This is a genomic window from Paenibacillus sp. fava2 (genome assembly GCF_058313675.1).
Genome location: NZ_CM177755.1, coordinates 475,894 through 497,145 on the forward strand (window position 1 = coordinate 475,894; position 21,252 = coordinate 497,145).

Genomic DNA, 21,252 nt, shown 5'->3' on the forward strand with positions numbered 1-21,252 from the left:
CTGCTACAGCAAAGCCCCGCACTGCCGGAAATCCGGCGGTACGGGGCTTTTGAGCTTTTTGAATGTGTACAAAATACAATAGAATGCCTTATTCCGCCAGCAGAATGCTGCAGCCACGGTGAGAATATAAACCTTCCATAAGCCCTGGTTTGATCTGGAATAGCGTCTTACGCAGCTTACAGCACCGCCGGCTGCCAATGCACAACCTCGCTGCCGGCCAGGCTGGCCGGGATATCAATAATCCGTTGGTTGCTGCTGCCCCGGTAAGGGAGCGTAGTGTCCTTGAGCTCTTCGACAAACCGGCCGTCGATGACAACCTGGCACATGGCCAGCAGGTTCCACTCCGGGGAGCCCGGAGCAGCGGTCAGCTCTTCGTACGTGTAGCCGGTATAAATCCAGACCGGGAAGTCCGGCAGCTCGGCGCGGAGCTCACGGAGGAAGCCGGAGGCCTCATCAGCGGAGAAAAAAGGATCGCCGCCCGCCAGCGTCAGTCCGTCCAGCAGCGGATTGGCAGCCATTTCGGCAATAATCTCGCGCTGCCGCTCCAGCGTGAACGGCTCGCCGAAATTGAAGTTCCAGGTCTTCGGATTGAAACAGCCGGGGCAGCGGTGGCGGCAGCCGCTTATAAAGATAACCGCCCGCATGCCCTCTCCTTCATTTATAGACTCCGGATAATAGCCGCAGATATTCATAGATGCTTGATGCGGTCTCTCACTTCAGCCTGCTTGGCGGCGTTGAAGCGGGTCTGGTAGTCGCCGGTCAGATATCCGGTTACCCGGCGCAGCCGGCGGATATGCACGTCATGTTCATGAACGCCACAGGAAGGGCAGTTGGTACCGATAACCCCTTCATAGCCGCAGCCGGAGCAGCGGTCAATCGGGTGGTTGATGCTGAAATAGCTGATTTGCTGCTCCAGCGCGTACTTGATGATTTTGACAAAAGCTGCCGGATTGCTCCGCGCATTCCCGTTCAGCTCTACATAAGAGATCGCGCCGGCATTGCAGTATTCATGGAACGGAGCTTCCAGGCTGATCTTCTGGGCTGCGCCAAGCTCATGGTACACAGGAATATGGAATGAGTTCGTGTAGTATTCACGGTCAGTTACGCCCGGGATCGATCCAAGTACCTTGCGGTCCACCTTGGTGAATTTGCCGGACAGGCCTTCAGCCGGTGTAGCGAACAGCGTGATGTTCAGATCCAGCTCATCGCTCTTGCGGTCGCAATATTCACGCATGTGGCGGACGATGGCCAGTGCTTTGGCGTGAACCTCCATGTCCTCGCCGTGGTGCTTGCCGTACATTGCCTTCATGCATTCTGCCATCCCGATGAAGCCGAGGGAGAGACTGCCGTGCTTGAGCAAATCTCCTACGATATCCTCGGGAGCGAGCGCCTCGCCGCCTTCCCATACGCCCTCACGCATCATGAAATCGGAGGCTTTGGCCTTTTGGGCAGCCTGGATGCGGAAACGGTGCAGCAGGCCTTCCAGCGCAATGTCCATATAGTGGTTGAGGTCATCGTAAAAGCCTTCTTCATCAGCCGCCAGCCGGCGTCCGGTAATGGTGCCGTGGGCCAGCCCGAGACGGACCAGGTTCAGTGTGTTAAAGGACAGGTTGCCCTTGCCGGAGCAGTGATTACGTCCAAAACGGTCGCCGAGCACACGCGTGCGGCAGCCCATGGTTGCGAATTCTGTATCCGGATCAGCCGGATCATAGTACTGCAGATTGAGCGGCGCATCCAGGTTGGCGAAGTTCGGATACAGTCTGCGGGCCGAGCATTCAGCCGCCTTCAGGAACAGCTCGTAGTTCGGGTCACCCTGCTGCTGGTTAACGCCCTGCTTGCATTTGAATATCTGGATCGGGAACACCGGCGTTTCACCGCTGCCCAGGCCGTTCATCGTTGCGGTCAGCAGGGAGCTGATAACCAGTTGGCCTTCCGGTGAAGTGCAGGTGCCGTAGTTGATGCTGGTAAAAGGAATCTGTCCGCCCGAGCGGCTGGACATCGTATTCAGGTTGTGGATCATACTCTCTGCAGCCTGCAGCGTTTCGATCTCGGTCTCTTTCTGTGCGAAGCGGAAGGAGCGCGGATACTGCTCAGCCAGATCGCTGCGGCTCATCGTGATCTCTCCGGCGATTTCGCTTGCCTCGCCTTCCTCAAAGTAGCCAAGACCCTTGCGGAACAGCTTGGCGAAGGATTTGGTCACATATGGCGCAAGGTCAAAGTCAATTTTGTTGGCGGATACGCCGCCGTACTGGGCATTCTGCTGGGACTGGAAGATTATCGCCACCAGCGACATTGCCGTCATAATCGAGTTAGGAGGGCGGACGCTGCCGTTGCCGGTGTTGAAGCCTTCGCGCAGCAGGCGCTCGAACGGAATGAAGATGCAGTTGGTTGTTCCGATAGCGTATTGGTCCAGGTCATGGACATAAACGACGTTATCGAGCGTTGCCTGTACGAGCTGCGGCGGCATGGTGAAATTGCGGGCATACCATTTGGAATATTCACTGCCGAATTTACTCATTTTTCCGGAAAAGCTTTCTCCGTTCAGGTTCGCATTCTCACGCAGCAGATCCAGATCGGCGCTGTCGATAATGTCCCGGCCTAAATGTATCAATTCATTCAGAAGAACCTCCTGTGCAGCTTGTCCGCTATTGTGCCGTTTCTCCAGCAGCGTCATATGTAACTCTCTCCTCTCGGTATAGTGGTCCGTTAAATCTATTTAATCCTCAATATGTAGTCTGTCTGAGCCCAGTAAAAAGGCACCTCCCGCCTTGGAGGCGGAAAATGCCCGGATGCGTTCTAAATACCCGTATAAGCGGATATTTGCCAGAGGTCTGGGTGTCAGGAGAAGGGGCATGATCTGCCTTCTTATCCTTTGCAGAAGCCGATACCTGAAGGCAATAGGGACTATCGTCCTCAGGTATCGGCAGCCTGATGTCCCGGTCATCCGGGTAGGCTGATTCTGCTGCTGCAGGCCGCATACGGACACCTCTCCTGTTCCTCGCAGGGGTCAATAATGGTGCCCGGAAACAGGCAGGTCTCCTGGCTCCCGGTTCATCCAGCGGCTCCTTCCCGGGGGCTTGTCCGCCCTCCAGTGGCCTATGCCGTGGGTGCGCCTGACAGGAAGTGTTCTCCCGGCGGGCAATCCGGTTACAGTGGCGGGACCGCAGCGGATTTGCACCGCGCTTCCCTATTAAGCTTGTACTCTCTTATCAAGAGTAAAGCACCTGCTTCCACTATATTTGGTTGATGAATATAAAAATACCCCAATATATTGTGTTTGTAAACCATTATTTACAAAGCCGCGCGGGGAGCGGCTTCAGCCCGCTTACTCACAGGTGATCCACAACTAGTCCACAGGTAATCCACAGCCTGATGCTAAATGGAGGCCGGCAGGATTCATAAATTGTCCGAAAAGCTGCCACAAAGACTCCATAAATCTAGTGATTCTGACACTAGATTTACAGAGACCGGCTTAGCGGTGGTATAGGGTTTATGTAGAGGGAGAATGATGAATTTTTTGTGGCTAAATTTGTGGCAGAACTGTGGAGTTGCTACAATGAAGGTGATTAAAGGCCACAAATTTTTGTCAGGAGGGATCTAACGATGGCAATTGGTGAAGTTACAGTCATTCCGATCGGCACAGGCAGTACCAGTCTGAGCAGCTATGTGGCTGACATGCAGCGCGTGCTGCAGACGGTGGAGGGAATTACCTTTGAGCTGACCTCCATGGGAACGATTATCGAGGGTCCGGTATCCAGAATTCTGGCGGCTGTAGAGGCGCTGCACGAGTCTCCGTTCAATGCCGGGGCACAGCGTGTATCCACTTCACTCAAGATTGATGACCGCCGTGACAAGCCTTCCACAAGCCGCAGCAAGCTGCAGTCGGTCGAGCAGAAGCTGCAGGACGGTCAGGTGTAGCGCAGGATAAAAGAGTCTTGGCGAATTTCGCCAAAAGTTGTATAATATTTTTTGTTTGACGGGTATCCCAAGCTTCAGGCTGGTGTAGCTCAGGGGTAGAGCAACGCACTCGTAATGCGTAGGCCGGGGGTTCAATTCCCTTCACCAGCATCGTGAAATCCCTTATGTAGCGCGGTTCCCCGGATATTCGGGGGCCGCGCTTTTTCTTTTCTTCTACCATTCTTCTACCCTTTATTAGACTAAAGTGTTATTTGGGGTGATTTCTTCTACCAGAACCGGCTTGCGATCTCCTATAATGGAATCCCCGATATTCTTTAGTACGGCTTCCTGTAGATTGGGGAGTACATGGGAGTATGTGTCCAGTGTGACATTAATTGAAGAATGCCCCAGGCGCTCTTGAACGATTTTTGGATGAATTCCAGCCTTCAGCAGCAACGTGGCATGAGTATGCCGCAGGTCGTGAAACCGGATGCGAGGGAAATCAATATAGGGCTTCCCTTCTGCTTTGAGCTGCTGCTGTTCTTTCTGAATTCTTTCGATAATTGAATAGTAATTTCGCATGAGATTCCGTGGATTAAGAGGAGAACCCACTCCGCTTTGAACCACAAGCCCACTATCATGATATAGAGGGTTATTCTTAGCCAATTTATCAATGTGAACAAAATGTTCTTTCAGCATGTCTACCGTATTTTTGAATAATGCAATGGAGCGCAGGCTGCTGTCGTTCTTGGTGTCGTCAAAGTCATGTCCAACCTCGGCGAGGGTATAAGCTTGGCGTACAGAAAGCATGTTTATCGTCAAATCCACATCCTTACGTCTGACGGCGAGAATTTCGCTCTGACGCATTCCGGTTGATGCGGCAAGCTCGAAAGCTACATGGTGCTGATCGTGGGCTGCCTCTTGCAGAAATAAGTTTAGCTGCTGTTCATTCCAAACTTCAAATTTGACCTTTTTACTTTGCGGCAGGCTGACGGCCATTGCAACATTTTGGTTGATCTCTCCCCAAACAACAGCTCGATTCAAAGCATCCATGATTAGTACATGGGCTTTCTTGATAGAGGCCGTTGATAGATTAGGCAGCAATGTCTTGTGATATAGATCCTGGAAGTCCTGTGGTTTCAGACTGGTGGCCTTTTTCTTACCAAGGGCTGGTACAATATGAGTGGTCACAAGCCATTCATAAGATTTCCATGTATTGTGCTTAACTACTGTTCGTTTATCCTCAAGCCATTTCTCCATAATTTCTCCGAACGTTTTCTTTGTTGGTTCAACGTATTTTCCCTTTTGAAAAGCGCTTAAGATATCAGGCATAGCCCTTTCTGCATCCTTTTTTCTATCAAATCCACCGTCTGGACCTGAAATCCACTTTCTAATTCTTTTATTTGTTACTTCATCCTTTGTCTCGATAACGATGTAATATTTCTTTCCTTTCTGAGCAATATGTCCACGCATAATATCCCTCCTAATTGTAGTAACGCGAATTGTAATATTTTATGCAATGCGAATCAACGTACTGTATCGTATGATTTTTTGTAGCACACAGCGGGGGAGACAATATGGAAAAGAAGAGAATAATGAAAAGATTGCAAACAGGATCAGGACCAGATGAATTGCTGAAAGTGGATCTGGCTGATGTCAATTATATTGATCTATGGCATCGCACTAAAAACTCTAATGCCAAACTGTCATATCATACTTCTAATGGATCGTTTCATGATTTAGAAACTTTAGCAGACGCAGCGGAAGCTTACAGAGATATGGGGTTTGTAATGATAGGAAGGACATCTTTGGTTCAAGAATCTAAAATTGATAAGATAGAATCTATAGAAAATAATGGTTCTTTAATCACGTTTAAGGATGGGACCCATTTATATGTGTTAAAGCAAATTTAATATCTATTGTCAATCCCTTCACTGGTGCTGAAGGGTCGCTTTCTTTCGCCATTTTGCGACAGCGTTTTCTATAAACGTCTGCTATATTATGAATATCAATCAACTGGTTTCTTTTGGGGTACGTGATTAACATTACTTTATTCCCAAGAGCAGCATAGCTACTCTGCTATCGCAATTCCCATTGATGCAAATCTTCAATCTGGCATTCCAGATGATAGGCTATGTTCGCAGCTCTGCTTAATGTCATATCAGGATATCTCATCCTTATGATGTCAGACATTTGCTGCTTTCCGATACCTAATTTATCTGCCAACCATTGTTGATTCTTTCCGATACGCACCAGTAAATCAGGTATGCGACAGCGAATGGGAACAAGCTCCATCGCACTGCCACCTCATTATACTATTTTTCTGGATCATTTACGAACAATTGTTCGTATGTTAATATTATTAAATAATCCACATTGATTGGATGGTGTCAACATGACAAACGAGGAAGATATGCTTATCCAGTTATCGGCATTCATCATTAAAAAGTCTGGTATATCTCTCACTGCAAAACAGTATTTGGAATTTGTAACTACTATTGTTTTTTCTTCATCCTCGCAAGAGACCGAACCATTTCACGAACAGCAGCAATCACATCAAGATCGTCACTAAGTCTAACTCCAAATTCATTTTCGGATTCTTTGATTATTCTACTTATTGCTTCTTCAATAACAGTGGGATCTTCGTCGTTTTCATAGTTAGGTTTCTCATCTTCTAAGTAACCAGCAGCATCCATTAAATCTTTGTAGCTTACATCATAGGCTGATGAAAGAAGTCTTAAGCTATCAGGAGATGGCTTTATTGGAGTTTTTGTTTTAGGATGGATACCTTTTTCAAGTGAATCTATATAAGAATGACTCAAACCGCTTTTCTCCGCAGCTGCACGTAAAGATAGTTTTCTTTCCTTCCGCAGATCCCTCAATAGCTTATTGATGTCAGACAAAACGTTATCTCTCCTTTCTGTAATATTAATCATACATAGTGTAATACAATTGTAGATAAAACAATCAAATTTATCCGTACTTCTTAGTTGACACTTAGTATTATATGTAGTACACTAGCCATACAGTAATACAAGTAGTACAGAAAGGAGTGAGGATTTTGGAGAATAATCTCGGTGTGTGCATGGCTAAAGCCAATATTGGTCCTACTGAATTAGCTGAAAGAACCAAAATATCAAGAAACACTATTCAAAGGATTCTCAGGAAAGAAAATGCATCGGCTGGAACAATGTTTAAAATAGCAAAGTTTTTCAAAAAAGATGTTGAAGATATTTTTTTTATAGAAAATGTACTACAAGTAGGACACTCTTCTGAAATGCATAAAACTTAAAAATTAATCAATATGCTGCTGAATATGTATTACAGAAATTTGGGAGGTGCGAAATGAGCAAGGACACGCTATTTTGTGAAACTGATGTTATCACTATTCCCGAGTTGGCAAAACGCCTGAAAGTAGCTAAAGGACAAGCTTATGACATTGTTGCGATTAGAGGTTGTCCAGTATACGACTTGGGCGGAGAAAGGCAGAAACGCATTATTTGGGGAGATTTCCTGGTGTGGTTTAGATCGAATTTCAAAGCGTCAGCTGGTTGAGGAAATCCCGCCGAGGTGTACTGTCTCAGGCGGGATGAGGGAAAGTGTATGGGGGATAAGGGTTGGTGACCTCTTATCTAATATAATACAGAGTTCGTCAGCCTCCTACCATTCGAATTCAGAATAATTGGAGGGAAAAATGAAAATTGGAACGCTTATGCAAGCCTGCCGCGAAAGAGCAGGTTTGAGCCAGGAACAAATGGCGGTCCGATTGCACCGAACACAAAGTTATGTGAGCAAGGTGGAAAAGGGCCGTCAGGAACCTGATTTTGAAACTGTCGTGAATTGGACTAAGGAAACGGATGCGGAAGAAGTGGTGGTCGCTTATCTGTATCGTGTTGAAGGAATAAAAATCATGCAGCATTTAATGAGTCAGCAATCTATTCAAAGGGAGGTTTCAATTTGAGTATTGATGATTTGGAGAAGGAAGCGAAATTCATCGCAGTCAATGCAAAGCATAATTTGCAAATAGTTAATCAGCAAGCAGATCATATTGATCCAGTGAAGTTGTCGCGGAACGTTAAGTGGCTGGAAATGATGATCCAACTGCATGAATGTGAATTACATCATGCTAAAGAACAACAGAAAAAAGCCCGCCTGGCACGGCGGACCTCGTTGAGATCCCAGTTAAAGAGTCTCTTGTCGTCCATTTTAACCTTTGACCGCGCTGAACGCAAGGGGGAAATGGTTTGACGGATCAAGAGAAGGAAGTTTGGGCCAGACAACTGGCTGAAATGTATATGCTACGCCGGAGTGAATGGTTTACGGCGATTGATCGTAGGCTGTTCCCATTCAAACAAATTGCGGTCGCTAAGCTGGATCAGCTGACTGAAGTTATCGAGACGCTGCCGGAAGATCTTAAGGTTCTTACAAAATCGTTCATAAAGGTGGGATAACATGCCAAACGGATTTACGCCTGATGAAAGAGTAGCGATTCAAATTGCACTGGTAGATTTGATGCTATCTCTGGAAGATCGACTCAAATCATACGAAGGCAAGGAACGCCCGAGCAACCATACCAGAACATTGCTTGAAAATGCTAAGAGTGCTCTGGATAAAGTAAATAGTTCGCCGCCTGATGAGGCCTGAGGGATACAGGCCGAAACCCCGAAAGGGGTAGCGGATATCCGCAATAGAGTACCAGCGCGAGGGTTCCATTTTTAGACTTTGTTGACTCCCTCTACAAAAGGAAAAGACCAAAGTTTGGTTCGCTATCATCCACACAACCGCCTGCTGGATTCGTGTATACGGTCACGGTGGGACAATGGGTTGGGAAAATAGCAACTCTCGCGGTGGTACTCTACATATTCGAATTTGAGGAGGACTGATTTGAAAATGATCAAGAATTCAACGATTCCCCAGCACCTGATGCAGGATCGCTACTGGAGAGGTTTGTTGTTCATCTTCTTGAACCACGGGAAGCTGCAGCAATATCTTTGCCCGGATTACATTGACTTCGACGAGCTTACCGTAAAAGTGGACAAGCTCAAACGGGCTTCCAAAGGCTGGAGCACATCTGAGAAGTTCATGCTGGCCCTGGCACTCCACCTGTATAACGGACGCAACAAGGTTGACATGGCAGAGGCAGATCGGCTGGATGATGTAAATACGGAAATTGTACTAAAGGCACTGCGTTTGCGGTATGCAGGTTAAGGAGGCGGCAACATGCTTCTTGTTCTCAAAGGTGATACCGTCCGGACAAGCTGCGGACTGTCCGGTGAAGTGATTGATACATGGGGCATCGCTCGACCTTGGGCGAAGCTCCGGGAGGAAAATGGAAATCTGGCCTTTATCCTCAGAACGGATATTACAGAGATTCTTAAGCGTCCGCCGGTCAAGAAGGGCAAACGATGAAAAGACAGTAGAGGTGAGATTATGGACTTAGCGGCAGAACTGACCGCCTTCACCGATTGGCTCGAAACAAATCCATTGGAGCCATCCGCACAAACTTTGTGGCTGCATCTCATGATGCTTGCAAATAAGAGTGGATATCCAGAGTGGTTTGCCGTAACCAATCCCCTGTTACAGGCGAAGGTGGGCATTTCTGAAAACTCACTGACGAAGCACAGGAACACACTGATCCAGAAAGGGCGGATTGAGTACAAGAATCAGGGTAAACAGCAGGCCGGAAAGTATCGGATAATCTTCTTTACCTCAAATAATGCGGTAAAAGGTGAGGTAAAATCTGCGGTAAAGTATGAGGAAAAAGGTGAGGTAAAAGGTTCAGCATTATTTAAAGATCTTAAAGACCTTAATTCTTCTTCTGCTTCTTCATCTGCTGATCCGTCAGAATCCTATTACACGGCACACAAAAGAGTGTTTGGGTTCGAATGCAACCCATTCCAGGCGAACAAGCTGGGAGTATACATCGACCAGGATGGTCTTGAAGAGGCTGTGGTGATTAGAGCACTTGAAAGAGCCGCACTTGCCTCAAAGGGTTATCGGTTCAGTCTTATAACCACGATTTTGGATGATTACTTTCACGCTGGGGCGAATACGCTGGCTGCTGCAATAGCGTTGGACGATGCTTTTGACGCTTCACAACAATCAGCAAAAGTTGGCGGAAGGGCAATGAAGTCGGTAGGTAGCTCATCCAAAAAGGGGAGCGGTAAAAACAACAAAATAGCTGAACTACAGCGTAAACGGGAGGAGGCTGAACGTCTTGAGGCGAGCGCAAGTCATTGACCTGCTGTGCAAAATCGCTGAAGAATACAGCCAGGTGGATACCAGTGACCCTGAGATTGATCGGCTCTATGAAAACCTGAAGGATTTTCCTTTTGACGTTGCCTGCGAGAATGTCCGGCAGCACGTATTATCCAATCCATGGCCGCCGAAGATAGCTCAGATACGGGGCGGTGCCGGTGATTTGCGGGAACAGCGTAAATCTAAGGATCAGACAGCAGAGTATTTCGCAGAAAGGGACAAAGCTCAAGCAGCAGCTAAGCCGATGCCTACAGGTTGGAAGGAGGATCTTTATGCGCGACTTAAATCGGGAGCAGCCGCACGACATTGAAGCAGAATGGTCTATCCTTGGAGCGATCATGATTGATACTACGGGAGAAGCGATAGATAAGGCGATTTCTATAGCGCCGGAAGTATTCTATGACCCGATGAATCGGACAATCTTCTCGGGAATGGTGGATCTTCACAATGCCGGTGAAGAAATTGATATTCGGTCTCTTACAGGGATATTGCTTCAACGGAAAAGCCTGGATAAGGTTGGGGGTGTCCATCACCTTACTCGTATTGCCCGATCTTCCCCAACGGCAGCGAATATCGAATATTTCATTGGCATCATAAATAGCAAATTCACTTTACGGCAGGCCCTTAAAGATGCTCATAACCTCATTGCGATGGTGTATGAAAGCGAGGATGCCGAAAGTGTCGTGTCCTACGCTCTCACCAAGTCAGCCGCGCTTTCTGACCAGTCTGTCTCAAAACAGGATTTTAAATCTACCCGAGAAATCGGCATGGCCTTCATAGACACTGTGGAAAAGCGCGTAAGCAATAGAATGAACGGAAATATAAGTGGTAAGGAAACGGGATTCACTGATCTGGACAAGCTTACAGGTGGTTTTCAAAGGCAGGATCTGATTATCGTTGCTGCCCGGCCATCCGTTGGTAAAACTGCATTTGCCCTGAATATTGCTCAAAATGCTGCTGCGTTATCAGATGAACCGATTGCCGTATTCAGCCTTGAAATGTCTGAACAGCAGCTCATGCAACGCATGGTAAGTGCAGAGGTGAACTTGGATGCCAATGACCTCCGCATAGGGGATATCACAAGTGATGATGACTGGGGCAAGCTGGCGATTGGTTTAACGAAATTATCTGAGAGAAACATATTTATTGCTGATGATCCGATTGTTACGGTGCATGATATCCGGGCCAAGTGCCGCCGTCTTAAGCGCGAGCAAGGTTTGGGAATGATCATCATTGACTATTTGCAACTCATTCAGGGTAGCAGTGGTAAACGAGGTGCTGAGAATCGACAACAAGAAGTATCGGAAATATCCCGCGTTCTGAAGCAAATTGCCCGTGAGCTCGATGTTCCGGTCATTGCCTTGTCTCAGCTCAGCCGGAATGTGGAGCAGCGACAGGATAAACGTCCGATCATGAGTGATCTCAGAGAATCCGGTTCCATTGAGCAGGATGCCGATATTGTGGCCTTCCTTTATCGTGACGATTACTACAACCAGGAGTCCGAGAAGAAAAACATTATCGAAATTATCATTTCAAAGCAGCGCAATGGCCCTACTGGAACCGTTGAATTGGTGTTTCTTAAGAATTTCAATAAATTTGTTAACTATCAAAGGGCCGTTTCATAGTCCGAAGGAGGACAACATGCCGAATGAGCAAGGGCGGTTTAACCGTCAAGAGGTTCTGGAAAGCCAGCTTCCGTATTTCATACCAAGAACCCAGAAATGGAACGGTAAGGTTTATCCTTTCGCCGTTTTACTGAGCAAGACCCGTTGCAAGGAACTCGGTGTTCCAATTATGGAGAATGGGGAGCAGCCGTCAGCATTCCTTTATGCAGCAAATGCCGGTTCTGGAACTGGTGACAATCAACACCGCTATTACGCTTTATACGACCGTACGGATGCTTATGCAGAGATAAAAGACAGGCTGCATTCAAGAGAGATTATGGGTATTCCGCAGTAGACACATTACATGCAGCATAAAGGCGGTGTTTTTTGTGAATTTAGTCAAGTTGAAAGAGGTAGTCAAGGATTTGAATAATCTCAAAGATAACTATGAAGAATTACGTTTATTAATCGCGGATCAAGTTAGAGATAACCAAGTCGCAGAAGCGAGAAGAAACTTCGAAAAACTGGAACACTTGGCGGTGGCCATTGAAAAAATGGAGAACCTGAATGTTCAAATATAGACTTGATTCACATTACGAGAGTACGGATCACAAAAAGTGGAGGCGGATGAATTTGAAAGTCGGAGAAATCAGAAAATTCGGATATCGAGTAAAGGGATTCATCATTACTGAATTTGCCCAGGTTATTAGTACGCATAAAGTCTCTTCAGGACTCAAGGTTGTAGAAGCTGAGTTTCGAAACGGCACAGTTCGGAAATATTCACAGCAGCACTTACCGAAAGTTGAGCAAATCGAAGATTATGGGCAGCAGCCCAGGGAGGATCAACTATTATGAACGAGACATTAACACTTGATCAAATGTATGAAATGCAGAAGGTACTGGATGCCCGGATTATCAAAGAAAAGGGACTTGATGGAGTGGATCTGCTGCCTAATACGGTACTGGCTCTGCAAGTGGAAATTGCAGAACTGGCGAATGAATGGCGTGGGTTCAAACATTGGAGCAATCGTCAAGAACCAGCAAACTTCAAAACGATTGTGTGTCCGAGTTGCAACGGCAAGGGAAAACACTATCAGCCTATTACATGGAATTGCCGGGATTGCTATGGTACCGGAATTCAGTCCAAAGATAATCCTCTCCTCGAAGAGTACGTAGATTGCCTGCATTTCTTTCTTTCCATCGCCCGGCAGCTTGATTTTCCTGCAGATGATCTTTATGTAGCTGAAGATGAATTGGAATATGAAACGGCTGTGGTTTTCACAGAGTTACTCCATAACGTAGGCCTGATTATGGGAGATAAGATTTTAATGAATCCCCCGAAGGATGTCCATGATTACCGGAGAGCTCATTTACGCGGCGCTCTTTACATCTTTTATGGACTAGGTGAGCAGCGGCTTGGATTCACCTTTGAACAGATTGCGGTAGCCTATGCTGCTAAAAATCAAGTAAATCATGAACGGCAAGAAAACGGATATTAGGAGGGAATTCCTCATGAGCACCTTATCCCCAATCCATCCACAAGCTGTGCAGATGATCAATATGGCGCTTGCCGATGTAATCCGCAGAGGAAGGAAGGCTGAACGCATGCAGCTTTATGTATGCCTTCAATCTGAAATGGCTCAGCATCAAATAGTAAAAACGGCATTCGGAGATATTAGGATTCATCCTGGAGATTTCGTTCCAAAGGGGTACTCTTACCTAATGGAAGATCCGGGAGGTGATAAAAGAGGATTTGAATGGGTTTCGTTACCGAAGTCAGCGAAGGTATTCGAAAATCGAAAGAAGGAGGCATAAAGGTGATTATCAAGACAGTGGAAAATGTGATTTCACCGGCTGGGTGCATTGTTTCCGGAGTTTCGTTCCGAGCACAGCGTGAACAGGGCGGGTACAGCATCACATTCGGGGAATTAAGAGGTCAGTTTATTCCAAGAGAATCAGCAATCATATTGAGCGATATAATTTTAGATCAAGACGGCAAGAGGCCGCGCGGTTCGAAATATGCATGATGACAATGAAAAGACTCCCTAATCCTTGGCGGGGGCCGGGAGTCATTTACAACATCTCACCTACATTATAACAAAAGGGTGAGTGAATAACGATGGCAAAGATAAAAAAATCTCAACAATTAACATTTCCATACGCAGATCTGGACAGTGACCAAACTCGCCAACGTGTCGAGGATTATTTGGAGACTGTTCAGGTCTTCCGGCGTTTTGGATTTGTTCGCAGGGAAGCGACGATTACACATAATGCAGCGCCGCAGTATCATCAGCGAACTAATACCATTAGCCGCAGTGCAGAGGATATCGCGTTGTGGAATGTTTCTAAAGAAGACGAGCTTCAGAAGAAGTCTGATTTGCTGGACAAGGCTATGAGCAAGCTTAACAGGATAGAACGCGAGATTGTTAATCAGCGTTACATGACTCCAGATGAAGTCTATGATTACAACGTTGCTGCTGATATGTGCATCGGAGAAAAGAGATATCGTGAGCTTCGGGATCGGGCGCTGTTCCTGCTGGCATTTGCTCTGCGACTGGAAGTTTATAATGAGCCGGAATTCGACCGGAGATTGACCGGAATATGACCGGAATTCGACCGTTAATTGTGGGTCGGATCTTCGGATTATGTGATAAATTGTTATTGTAGGAAATGAAACGTTGAAGAAATGTTCAACGAAATTAAGCAACAAGTTCTGGAGTCGCCTAATGCTGGCGGCTTTTTTTATGTGAACAAATCGGGGTGGTGATATGAAGGCTGTTCAACCGATTCGTGATGATCGGATAGTTGAAGGAATAAAACACTATTTCAGAGAGCGCAGCATACGAAATTATCTGTTTTTCTGCTTGGGTATTTATTCCGGCCTGCGCGTATCGGACCTGTTAACACTCACTGTTGGAGAGGTTCGGAGCACCCATGTAAACAAGCTTGAACGAAAAAATAAAAACAGCAAACGATTCATCATTCATCCCAGCATCAGAACAGAGCTTGATTTCTATATTGCCGGGAAAAGCGATGAAGAGTTTTTGTTTGCAAGCAGGCAGCTTAAAAATATTAGCAAGCTTAAGAATCAGCCTATTGATCGCTCTACGGCCTATCGCTTCCTTAACGAGGCGGCTCAACATTTTGAACTTGAAGAGATCGGCAACCATACGCTGCGGAAAACGTGGGGATATCGGCTCTACAGGCAAGATGAGCGAAACCTAGCGTTACTAATGGATGCCTTCGGACATTCGGATATGAGGGTTACATTGCGCTATATCGGCATCACCCAAGACCTTTTAGACCGGGCAATCCTGCAGATGAGATAAGGACAGCGCACCAAAAATTAGCGTCTGTCGCACTCGTGAAAATTGGACTGGATGCATTATATGAAGGAACAGAAAAAATAGGGTGGTCCGTGACTGCACCAGTATTTCTTTATGGTTCACTCAAAGGCCATTTTCAGGGGTTTCAGCAGCAGAATCCTTTAGGTCACTAAAGTAACGTATGGGAATTAATGTTAAAAGTGTACTGTCCAAACTCGAATGCTGTTCGGAGGTGGTGAAATGAGGTGAGCAGAGGCCGAAGTGAAAAGCGTGACAAAGCATTCCGAATGTGGGAGAAGAGTGGCCGGACAATGCCGCTGGTTGACATCGCCAAGAAATTGGAGGTCGCGGCTTCACTTATTCGGAAGTGGAAGCATGAGGATGCCTGGGAGGCGCGGCCAAGTCGAAAACGCGGCGGCCAGCCGGGGAACAAGAATGCTGAGGGCAATAAAGGCGGCGGCGCTCCACCGGGGAATAAGAACGGGTGGAAGCACGGCATGTATGAATCCATGTGGATGAGTGAGATTGCCGCTGAACATAAGATGAAGCTTATGACGATGGAAACAGATCCTCGCCAGATCCTCGTCAATGAAATATCGCTGCTTGAGTACCGGGAATACCGACTTATGCGGTACAGCCGGGAGATTGAGCAGGGATGGGATTCGACGATTACGCAGTCCAAGAAAGAGCGCTTCAAGAAGGTAGTCGAGGATTTTGGCGACACGCCATCGTTTGACGCGCATGGGTTTCTCGAAGTTGAGCTGAAGCTTGAGCATGAAATGATTGAAGTGGAGACGGTCACCAAGACTCCGCAAATGCTGGAGCGTTTGCTTGCGATAGAGGGCCAGCTTTCAAATGTGCAGGGCCGCAAGTTGAAATGTATTGCGTTGCTGGATCAGTTTGATCGCAATGAGCTGACTACTGCTGAACTGCAGCTCAAGGTGGAGCGCATGCAACTTGAAGTGAATAAGCTCAGATCGGAGGCGTGGTAATGGCGCGTCATGTGATACTGAAGACGTTCTACTCATCAGATAAGTGGCGTACATTCCGTATGAATCTCATCTTAGAGCGTGGCAGTAAATGTGAACGCTGCGGAAGGAACATAGCCAGATCCATTGATATCATAGGCCACCATAAGATAGAGCTTACACCAGAGAACGTCCAGGACCATGGCATTAGCCTTAATCCTGACCAGGTAGAGCTTATATGTTCTGACTGCCACAACATGGAACATAAGCGCTTCGGCTATCAGTACATCAAGGAAGTATATCTCGTATACGGTCCACCGCTGTCAGGCAAGACCACGCTGGTCAATGAGCAACTACAGCGTGGGGATCTTGTTGTCGATATGGACCGGCTATACACTGCGGTGTCTGGCCTGCCGAGCTATGACAAGCCGGACGCTTTGTTCTCCAATGTCATAGGTATTCACAATCAACTGCTTGACAACATCAAGACACGGCTGGGCAAGTGGGGTACAGCGTGGGTCATCGGCGGATATGCGGACAGGCATAAGCGCCTGCGGCTGGCTGATGAGTTAGGCGCTGAGCTTATCTTCTGCGGTGCTACTCGTGATGAGTGTTTACTCCGGCTTGAGGGTGACGAGGAGAAGCGATTCCGTAAAGATGAGTGGCGAGGCTACATCGACAAATGGTTCGAGCAGTATCAGGAATAGGAGATGATCAAATGCCAGATACAAAAATAATCCCAGCATCTGATAGCATGGATGTTCCGTGGCAGAAGCAATGGACAAGGGAAGAAGTGTTTGCGGCATTCGGAATTCCAGCAGAACTGCTCCAACATGAGAGTGGACCTGAGAAGGCGTATGACTTATTTCGTGATAGTTGGAATATAGGAATGAGCTTATCTTCAAACCGTGATCAGATAAAACCTCTGCCGAAGAAATATGTTATCGGTGCACAGACCTTGGAACACGCCGAGCAGATTGCAGAGCAGGCAGGTCTTAAACGTTTCGAGTGGATGCGAGCGCATTGTGGAAAGCCAGCTCGTCTAAGGGACGGGCTATGGATTGACGATCCCAGTCTATTGCTTGGTGAATTCACTGATGAGGAAAGATGGGTGCTGACTGGCTTGCATCAGAACGAAGAATATTTAAAAAAAATAATTTTTTCTCATATCCCCCCGGCTAAAAAATTAAAAAAAATTTTGACAGGACCGTCGGGGTGAGTCGAATTTTGCACGAACCGAAAATTTTGAAAATGGGAGGAGATGATCCGTTCTATGGAAAAATCCGAAGTCTATCGGCAAGAACTGTCGAAGTTGCGCGAGATCTTCCAGGAGGTCGAACCGGCTAAGATGAAACTGGTCGAAGGATTGATCGAGGATGCGGCCTTCCTGAAGGCAGAAAATTCGGTGCTGAAGGAGTCAATTGAACGGACCGGAATGGTGAAGATGCATCCCACCAATCCGGATCTTCAAAAGCCACTGGAGGCAGGCAAACAGTACCTGAAGAACATCAATTCCTATGCGGTTGTTATTAAAACACTGAACGGAGTGCTGAGCAAAAACGGATTTGAAGGCGATGATGAGTTTGATAAATTCATGCAGCAGTCCCGAGATGACTCCTAGCTATCTTCTTCAGTATCATCAGGCCATTCAGAACGGCGAAATTATTGCCGGGATGGAGCTTATTCAGCAGCTGGACAACCTGATCGCTGACCTGAATAACCCTGCTTTTGTTTATGACACTGCGGATGCGCATTTCCGGATCTCTTTCATCGAGCGTTTTTGCAAGCATACCAAAAGCCCGTTCTATGGGCAGCCGTTCATTCTGGAGCTTTGGGAGAAAGCGTTCATTGAAGCTTTCTATTCGTTCAAATGGAGCGAAGAAGGCTATCTCAATTATTACGGAGAGAAGCCGCCGAAGAAACTGCTGCGCCGGTTCAAGAAAGCGATCCTGCTGATCGCCCGGAAGAATGGGAAATCCACCTTGTGCGCTGCGCTGGGTCTGACGGAGCTGCTTTGTGGCAGCGGCGGGAATGATATTGTCTGCTCGTCCAATGACGATGCACAGGCAAGCATCATTTTCGAGGAGATCAACAGCATGCGTGAGCAGTTTGACCCGAAGGATAAGCGAACGCATAAGAACCTGAAGGGCATCTTCAATCTGAGGAATAAGAGCAAGGTGTTTAAAATTTCGGACCGGACGCGAAACAAGGAAGGCCGGAACATCGACGGTGCGATCCTGGATGAATCCAATGAGATGAAGGACAACGTCATTGCGAAATCCATTGACCAGTCACAGTCCACGAAGGACGAGCCGTGGTTCATCAATATCACGACAGAGGGTTTCGTGAATGACGGCTACTTGGACCAGGAGCTGAAGTATGGACGCGCGGTACTGGCGAAGGAGTATGAGGACGAAACCATTCTGAGCTGGCTTTACACGCAGGACAATGAAGCCGAGGTTTGGCAGAATGAGAAATCGTGGTCGAAATCGAATCCCAGCCTGGGAACCATTAAGAAAGCCAAATATATTAAAGACCAGATCCGCAAAGCCCAGCACGACAAGGCCGAGCGGATTTTTATGTTGGCGAAAGACTTTAACATCAAGCAGAACAATGCAGCTGCTTGGCTCTTTCGCGAAGACATTCTCAATGAGAACACCTTTGACCTGGAAGAATTCCGGGGCGCGTTTGCTATCGGAGCTGTCGATCTCTCGAAGTCGGGCGACCTTGCATGTGCTCGGGCGCTGATGATGAAGGGAAATCAGAAATTCACGGTCTCCCATTACTTTATACCGGAATCGAAGCTTGACGCACTCTCTGAAAAAGAGCGCAAGCAGTATGAGGAGTGGCTGAGCAAGGAGCTGATCACGTTATCCGATGGGAACGAGAACGACTTCCGGCATGTGACAGCCTGGTTCGTCAAGCTCTTCAAAAGCTACGGGATCAAGTTTTACAAAATCGGCTATGACAAATGGTCCGCCGTGTATTGGGTGAAGGAAATGGAGGACCTGGGCTTCGACATGCAGCGGGTAGATCAGATTTGGGGTGTCATGAGTGAGCCGATGAAGCTGGTTGAGGCTGATTTGAAAAGCAAGCTGATCAATTACAACAATCACGAAATAGACCGGTACTGTCTGGAGAATACGGCGCTCACCATTAACTCCAAGATGGAGATTATGCCGGTCAAAGTGCAAGGCCAGGAGAGTAAGAAGATTGACGGCGCGGTAACCATCATCATTGCTTACCGCATTTACATCGACAACCGTACCGAGTTCCTGGAACTTGTTAAGAGAGCGGGGTGAAACAGTGGCATTAATAGATAGCTTCAAGGGGCTGCTTGCCAAACCCAAGGAATTTTTCCGAGCCAAGATGCTGAACGGATATGCGCCCGTCTTCAGCCAATTCGGCAATAACATTTACGCTTCGGATGTGGTCCAGAACTGCATTGATATCATTGCGACGGAGATCAGCAAGCTGCAGCCCCGGCATATTCGTACCGACAGCAACGGCATGCAGATTGTGCAGCGCGGTAATTTGAACCGGCTCTTTAAATTTGGCCCGAATGACCTGATGACGACACGGGACTTTCTCGAAAAAATGATCTGGCTGCTCTATTTGAATTTCAATGTGTTCATTTATCCGATGTACACGAGCACCGTCGGAGAGAACGGGATTGAGAGCCGGACCTATACGGGGATGTACCCTTTGAATCCGTACCAGGTTGATTTTTTACAAGACCCAACCGGCACGCTTTATGTGAAGTTGTTCTTCCAATCCGGCGAAAGCATTACGCTTCCGTATTCGGAGGTTATTCATATCCGGAAGAAGTTCTCTATGAACGATATCATGGGCGGCGGCATGAACGGGCAGCCGGATAATGAAGCGCTGCTGAAGGTGCTGAGGATTAACGACACCGTACTGCAGGGTTTGGAGAAGGGCATCAAGACCAGCATGTCGATTCGAGGGATCATGAAGATCGCAACCATGCTGGATGATGATGCTCAGCGTAAGGAGCGGGAACGATTCGAAAAGCTCGTCTCCTCTGGAGACTCCGGCATCCTTCCCATCGACCTGAAGGGCGACTTCACACCGATTGCCATTGACCCCCGTATGGTGGACAAGGATACCATGACCTTTCTGAAAACGAGCGTTCAGGAATGGTACGGTGTGTCAATGGCGATGCTGTCCCGGGATTACAAGGACGAGCAGTATCAAGCATTTTACGAGAGCACGCTTGAACCGATTCTCATCGGTCTAAGCCAAGCCTTTTCCAAAACGCTGTTTTCTCCCCGGGAGCTGGATGTGGGCAATGAGATTGTGTTCTATCAGCGGGATATGATGTATCTCAGCACGGCGGCCAAACTGAATTTGATCAAGACGGCCGGGGAGCAGGGTCTGCTTTCGGATGATCAGAAATTAGCGCTTCTGGGTTATCCTCCGATTCCTGGGGGGAACCGGATTACGCAGAGCTTAAACTATGTGGACCGTTCCATCATCAATATCTATCAACTCAATAATGCAAAAACCGGGAAGGCGGTGAAAGAAGATGGCGAAGAATAAACTTCCGGCCCTGCATGAGCCGGAGCGCCGGGCGTTTGTCATGAACGATCTGCAGGCAGATCCTGCAGGGGATGTGATCCAGGGACATGCGGCAGTATTTGAGCAGGAAACCATTATTGGTGGATGGTTCAAGGAAGTGATCGAGCGTGGAGCGTTCGATAATACCGACTTCAAGGATGTAATCATGAGTGTCAATCACGACCTGAAGCGGATTCCCCTGGCCCGTAGCCGGAACAACAATGCAAATTCAACCTTACAACTCCAGGTGGACCAGCAGGGCTTGGATACCCGCGCTGAACTGGACGTTGATAACAACATGGAGGCGAAGGCGCTGTATAGCGCGGTTGGCCGAGGTGACATTTCTGGGATGTCCTTCATCTTCTCTGTGCGGGATGATACCTGGGAAGGGCTTGACACAGATCTTCCCACCCGCCGCATCAAAGACATTGCCAAAGTGTTTGAGATCTCTGCAGTATCCTTTCCGGCTTACGCCGGGACTGATATAAATGCTCGTGACCAGCAGGCACTGGATAGCGCCCGCGCCGCACTGGAGAGTGCGCGGTCTGGACTGGATAGTCAAAACAGCGAGCTTGAATTATTGAAACTCCGAAATCAAATTTTAGCGAAGGGTTAAGGTGA

The 21,252-nt window shown here is 47.5% G+C and carries 33 protein-coding genes, 1 tRNA gene and 1 riboswitch; of the genes, 29 read left to right on the forward strand and 5 right to left on the reverse strand.

Features of this window, described 5'->3' with window-relative positions:
- Positions 1-176 precede the first annotated feature (176 nt).
- Both nrdG and AC4G46_RS02115 read right to left on the reverse strand, forming a co-directional pair.
- Entirely contained in the window at positions 177-692 is a 516-nt protein-coding gene (gene nrdG / locus AC4G46_RS02110; RefSeq protein ID WP_491126475.1) for an anaerobic ribonucleoside-triphosphate reductase activating protein, read from the reverse strand.
- Positions 689-2,674: an anaerobic ribonucleoside triphosphate reductase gene (locus AC4G46_RS02115; protein WP_491126476.1), complete on the reverse strand. Its 1,986-nt coding sequence runs from the start codon at positions 2,672-2,674 to the stop codon at positions 689-691. Before AC4G46_RS02115 ends, nrdG begins: the two co-directional genes overlap by 4 nt.
- 338 nt (positions 2,675-3,012) lie before the next feature.
- Positions 3,013-3,243, reverse strand: a riboswitch (cobalamin riboswitch).
- Between the two features lie 360 nt (positions 3,244-3,603).
- Between AC4G46_RS02115 and AC4G46_RS02120 the strand changes: the two genes are divergently transcribed.
- A complete protein-coding gene (locus tag AC4G46_RS02120) occupies positions 3,604-3,918 on the forward strand; it encodes an MTH1187 family thiamine-binding protein (RefSeq protein WP_221804055.1) in 315 nt (104 codons plus the stop codon).
- A gap of 78 nt (positions 3,919-3,996) precedes the next feature.
- Positions 3,997-4,068: transfer RNA gene (locus tag AC4G46_RS02125), tRNA-Thr, on the forward strand.
- Positions 4,069-4,152: 84 nt separating this feature from the next.
- Here the strand turns inward: AC4G46_RS02125 and AC4G46_RS02130 are convergent.
- Positions 4,153-5,370 (reverse strand): site-specific integrase, encoded by a 1,218-nt coding sequence (locus AC4G46_RS02130; RefSeq protein WP_491126477.1) that lies wholly within the window; start codon positions 5,368-5,370, stop codon positions 4,153-4,155.
- A 104-nt stretch (positions 5,371-5,474) separates the two neighbouring features.
- On the opposite strand from AC4G46_RS02130, the gene AC4G46_RS02135 reads away from it, so the two are divergent.
- Entirely contained in the window at positions 5,475-5,810 is a 336-nt protein-coding gene (locus AC4G46_RS02135; RefSeq protein WP_491126478.1) for a LytTR family transcriptional regulator DNA-binding domain-containing protein, read from the forward strand.
- 166 nt (positions 5,811-5,976) lie between these two features.
- Here the strand turns inward: AC4G46_RS02135 and AC4G46_RS02140 are convergent, their stop codons facing one another.
- Both AC4G46_RS02140 and AC4G46_RS02145 read right to left on the reverse strand, forming a co-directional pair.
- Positions 5,977-6,192, reverse strand: a complete 216-nt coding sequence (locus tag AC4G46_RS02140) for a helix-turn-helix domain-containing protein (RefSeq protein WP_491126479.1) — start codon at positions 6,190-6,192, stop codon at positions 5,977-5,979.
- Between the two features lie 200 nt (positions 6,193-6,392).
- The gene (locus AC4G46_RS02145; RefSeq protein ID WP_491126480.1) at positions 6,393-6,800 is read right to left on the reverse strand and encodes a helix-turn-helix domain-containing protein; all 408 of its coding nucleotides are present in this window, start codon (positions 6,798-6,800) and stop codon (positions 6,393-6,395) included.
- Positions 6,801-6,976: 176 nt separating this feature from the next.
- Between AC4G46_RS02145 and AC4G46_RS02150 the strand changes: the two genes are divergently transcribed.
- From AC4G46_RS02150 to AC4G46_RS02275, 26 genes are all read left to right on the forward strand, one after another.
- The gene (locus AC4G46_RS02150; protein ID WP_491128770.1) at positions 6,977-7,189 is read left to right on the forward strand and encodes a helix-turn-helix transcriptional regulator; all 213 of its coding nucleotides are present in this window, start codon (positions 6,977-6,979) and stop codon (positions 7,187-7,189) included.
- Positions 7,190-7,242: 53 nt separating this feature from the next.
- Entirely contained in the window at positions 7,243-7,452 is a 210-nt protein-coding gene (locus AC4G46_RS02155; RefSeq protein ID WP_491126481.1) for a hypothetical protein, read from the forward strand.
- 139 nt (positions 7,453-7,591) lie between these two features.
- On the forward strand, positions 7,592-7,858 hold the full coding sequence (locus AC4G46_RS02160; RefSeq protein ID WP_491126482.1) for a helix-turn-helix domain-containing protein: 267 nt from the start codon (positions 7,592-7,594) through the stop codon (positions 7,856-7,858).
- Positions 7,855-8,145: a hypothetical protein gene (locus tag AC4G46_RS02165; protein ID WP_491126483.1), complete on the forward strand. Its 291-nt coding sequence runs from the start codon at positions 7,855-7,857 to the stop codon at positions 8,143-8,145. Before AC4G46_RS02160 ends, AC4G46_RS02165 begins: the two co-directional genes overlap by 4 nt.
- Positions 8,142-8,348, forward strand: coding sequence for a hypothetical protein (locus tag AC4G46_RS02170; RefSeq protein WP_491126484.1), 207 nt, complete (start codon positions 8,142-8,144; stop codon positions 8,346-8,348). Before AC4G46_RS02165 ends, AC4G46_RS02170 begins: the two co-directional genes overlap by 4 nt.
- Before the next feature lies 1 nt (position 8,349).
- Positions 8,350-8,541 (forward strand): hypothetical protein, encoded by a 192-nt coding sequence (locus tag AC4G46_RS02175; RefSeq protein WP_491126485.1) that lies wholly within the window; start codon positions 8,350-8,352, stop codon positions 8,539-8,541.
- 246 nt (positions 8,542-8,787) lie between these two features.
- Positions 8,788-9,105, forward strand: a complete 318-nt coding sequence (locus AC4G46_RS02180; RefSeq protein ID WP_491126486.1) for a hypothetical protein — start codon at positions 8,788-8,790, stop codon at positions 9,103-9,105.
- Between the two features lie 12 nt (positions 9,106-9,117).
- Complete coding sequence (locus AC4G46_RS02185; RefSeq protein WP_491126487.1) at positions 9,118-9,306, forward strand: hypothetical protein; 189 nt, start codon at positions 9,118-9,120, stop codon at positions 9,304-9,306.
- A gap of 21 nt (positions 9,307-9,327) precedes the next feature.
- Complete coding sequence (locus AC4G46_RS02190; protein WP_491126488.1) at positions 9,328-10,137, forward strand: DnaD domain protein; 810 nt, start codon at positions 9,328-9,330, stop codon at positions 10,135-10,137.
- Positions 10,115-10,465 carry a replicative helicase loader/inhibitor gene (locus AC4G46_RS02195; protein ID WP_491126489.1) on the forward strand — a complete coding sequence of 117 codons (351 nt, stop codon included), beginning with the start codon at positions 10,115-10,117 and terminating at the stop codon, positions 10,463-10,465. The genes AC4G46_RS02190 and AC4G46_RS02195 overlap by 23 nt, the downstream gene beginning before the upstream one ends.
- Positions 10,428-11,780 (forward strand): replicative DNA helicase, encoded by a 1,353-nt coding sequence (gene dnaB, locus AC4G46_RS02200; protein ID WP_491126490.1) that lies wholly within the window; start codon positions 10,428-10,430, stop codon positions 11,778-11,780. Before AC4G46_RS02195 ends, dnaB begins: the two co-directional genes overlap by 38 nt.
- Positions 11,781-11,796: 16 nt before the next feature.
- Positions 11,797-12,114 (forward strand): hypothetical protein, encoded by a 318-nt coding sequence (locus AC4G46_RS02205; protein ID WP_491126491.1) that lies wholly within the window; start codon positions 11,797-11,799, stop codon positions 12,112-12,114.
- Between the two features lie 34 nt (positions 12,115-12,148).
- Positions 12,149-12,340 carry a hypothetical protein gene (locus AC4G46_RS02210; RefSeq protein ID WP_491126492.1) on the forward strand — a complete coding sequence of 64 codons (192 nt, stop codon included), beginning with the start codon at positions 12,149-12,151 and terminating at the stop codon, positions 12,338-12,340.
- 52 nt (positions 12,341-12,392) lie between these two features.
- The gene (locus AC4G46_RS02215) at positions 12,393-12,614 is read left to right on the forward strand and encodes a hypothetical protein (RefSeq protein ID WP_491126493.1); all 222 of its coding nucleotides are present in this window, start codon (positions 12,393-12,395) and stop codon (positions 12,612-12,614) included.
- Positions 12,611-13,258: a dUTP diphosphatase gene (locus AC4G46_RS02220; RefSeq protein ID WP_491126494.1), complete on the forward strand. Its 648-nt coding sequence runs from the start codon at positions 12,611-12,613 to the stop codon at positions 13,256-13,258. The genes AC4G46_RS02215 and AC4G46_RS02220 overlap by 4 nt, the downstream gene beginning before the upstream one ends.
- Positions 13,233-13,574 carry a hypothetical protein gene (locus tag AC4G46_RS02225; RefSeq protein ID WP_491126495.1) on the forward strand — a complete coding sequence of 114 codons (342 nt, stop codon included), beginning with the start codon at positions 13,233-13,235 and terminating at the stop codon, positions 13,572-13,574. Before AC4G46_RS02220 ends, AC4G46_RS02225 begins: the two co-directional genes overlap by 26 nt.
- A 2-nt stretch (positions 13,575-13,576) precedes the next feature.
- Complete coding sequence (locus tag AC4G46_RS02230; RefSeq protein WP_491126496.1) at positions 13,577-13,786, forward strand: hypothetical protein; 210 nt, start codon at positions 13,577-13,579, stop codon at positions 13,784-13,786.
- A 92-nt stretch (positions 13,787-13,878) separates the two neighbouring features.
- Positions 13,879-14,364: an ArpU family phage packaging/lysis transcriptional regulator gene (locus AC4G46_RS02235; protein WP_491126497.1), complete on the forward strand. Its 486-nt coding sequence runs from the start codon at positions 13,879-13,881 to the stop codon at positions 14,362-14,364.
- Between the two features lie 163 nt (positions 14,365-14,527).
- On the forward strand, positions 14,528-15,088 hold the full coding sequence (locus AC4G46_RS02240) for a tyrosine-type recombinase/integrase (protein WP_491126498.1): 561 nt from the start codon (positions 14,528-14,530) through the stop codon (positions 15,086-15,088).
- 242 nt (positions 15,089-15,330) lie between these two features.
- Positions 15,331-16,077 carry a phage terminase small subunit gene (gene terS, locus AC4G46_RS02245; RefSeq protein ID WP_491126499.1) on the forward strand — a complete coding sequence of 249 codons (747 nt, stop codon included), beginning with the start codon at positions 15,331-15,333 and terminating at the stop codon, positions 16,075-16,077.
- Positions 16,077-16,760 carry an HNH endonuclease gene (locus tag AC4G46_RS02250; RefSeq protein WP_491126500.1) on the forward strand — a complete coding sequence of 228 codons (684 nt, stop codon included), beginning with the start codon at positions 16,077-16,079 and terminating at the stop codon, positions 16,758-16,760. Before terS ends, AC4G46_RS02250 begins: the two co-directional genes overlap by 1 nt.
- 11 nt (positions 16,761-16,771) lie before the next feature.
- A complete protein-coding gene (locus tag AC4G46_RS02255; RefSeq protein WP_491126501.1) occupies positions 16,772-17,272 on the forward strand; it encodes a hypothetical protein in 501 nt (166 codons plus the stop codon).
- 54 nt (positions 17,273-17,326) lie between these two features.
- Entirely contained in the window at positions 17,327-17,674 is a 348-nt protein-coding gene (locus AC4G46_RS02260) for a hypothetical protein (protein ID WP_491126502.1), read from the forward strand.
- Positions 17,664-19,355, forward strand: a complete 1,692-nt coding sequence (locus AC4G46_RS02265) for a terminase large subunit (protein ID WP_491126503.1) — start codon at positions 17,664-17,666, stop codon at positions 19,353-19,355. The genes AC4G46_RS02260 and AC4G46_RS02265 overlap by 11 nt, the downstream gene beginning before the upstream one ends.
- A 4-nt stretch (positions 19,356-19,359) precedes the next feature.
- Positions 19,360-20,613: a phage portal protein gene (locus AC4G46_RS02270; protein WP_491126504.1), complete on the forward strand. Its 1,254-nt coding sequence runs from the start codon at positions 19,360-19,362 to the stop codon at positions 20,611-20,613.
- Positions 20,600-21,247, forward strand: coding sequence for an HK97 family phage prohead protease (locus tag AC4G46_RS02275; protein ID WP_491126505.1), 648 nt, complete (start codon positions 20,600-20,602; stop codon positions 21,245-21,247). Before AC4G46_RS02270 ends, AC4G46_RS02275 begins: the two co-directional genes overlap by 14 nt.
- Positions 21,248-21,252 lie beyond the last annotated feature (5 nt).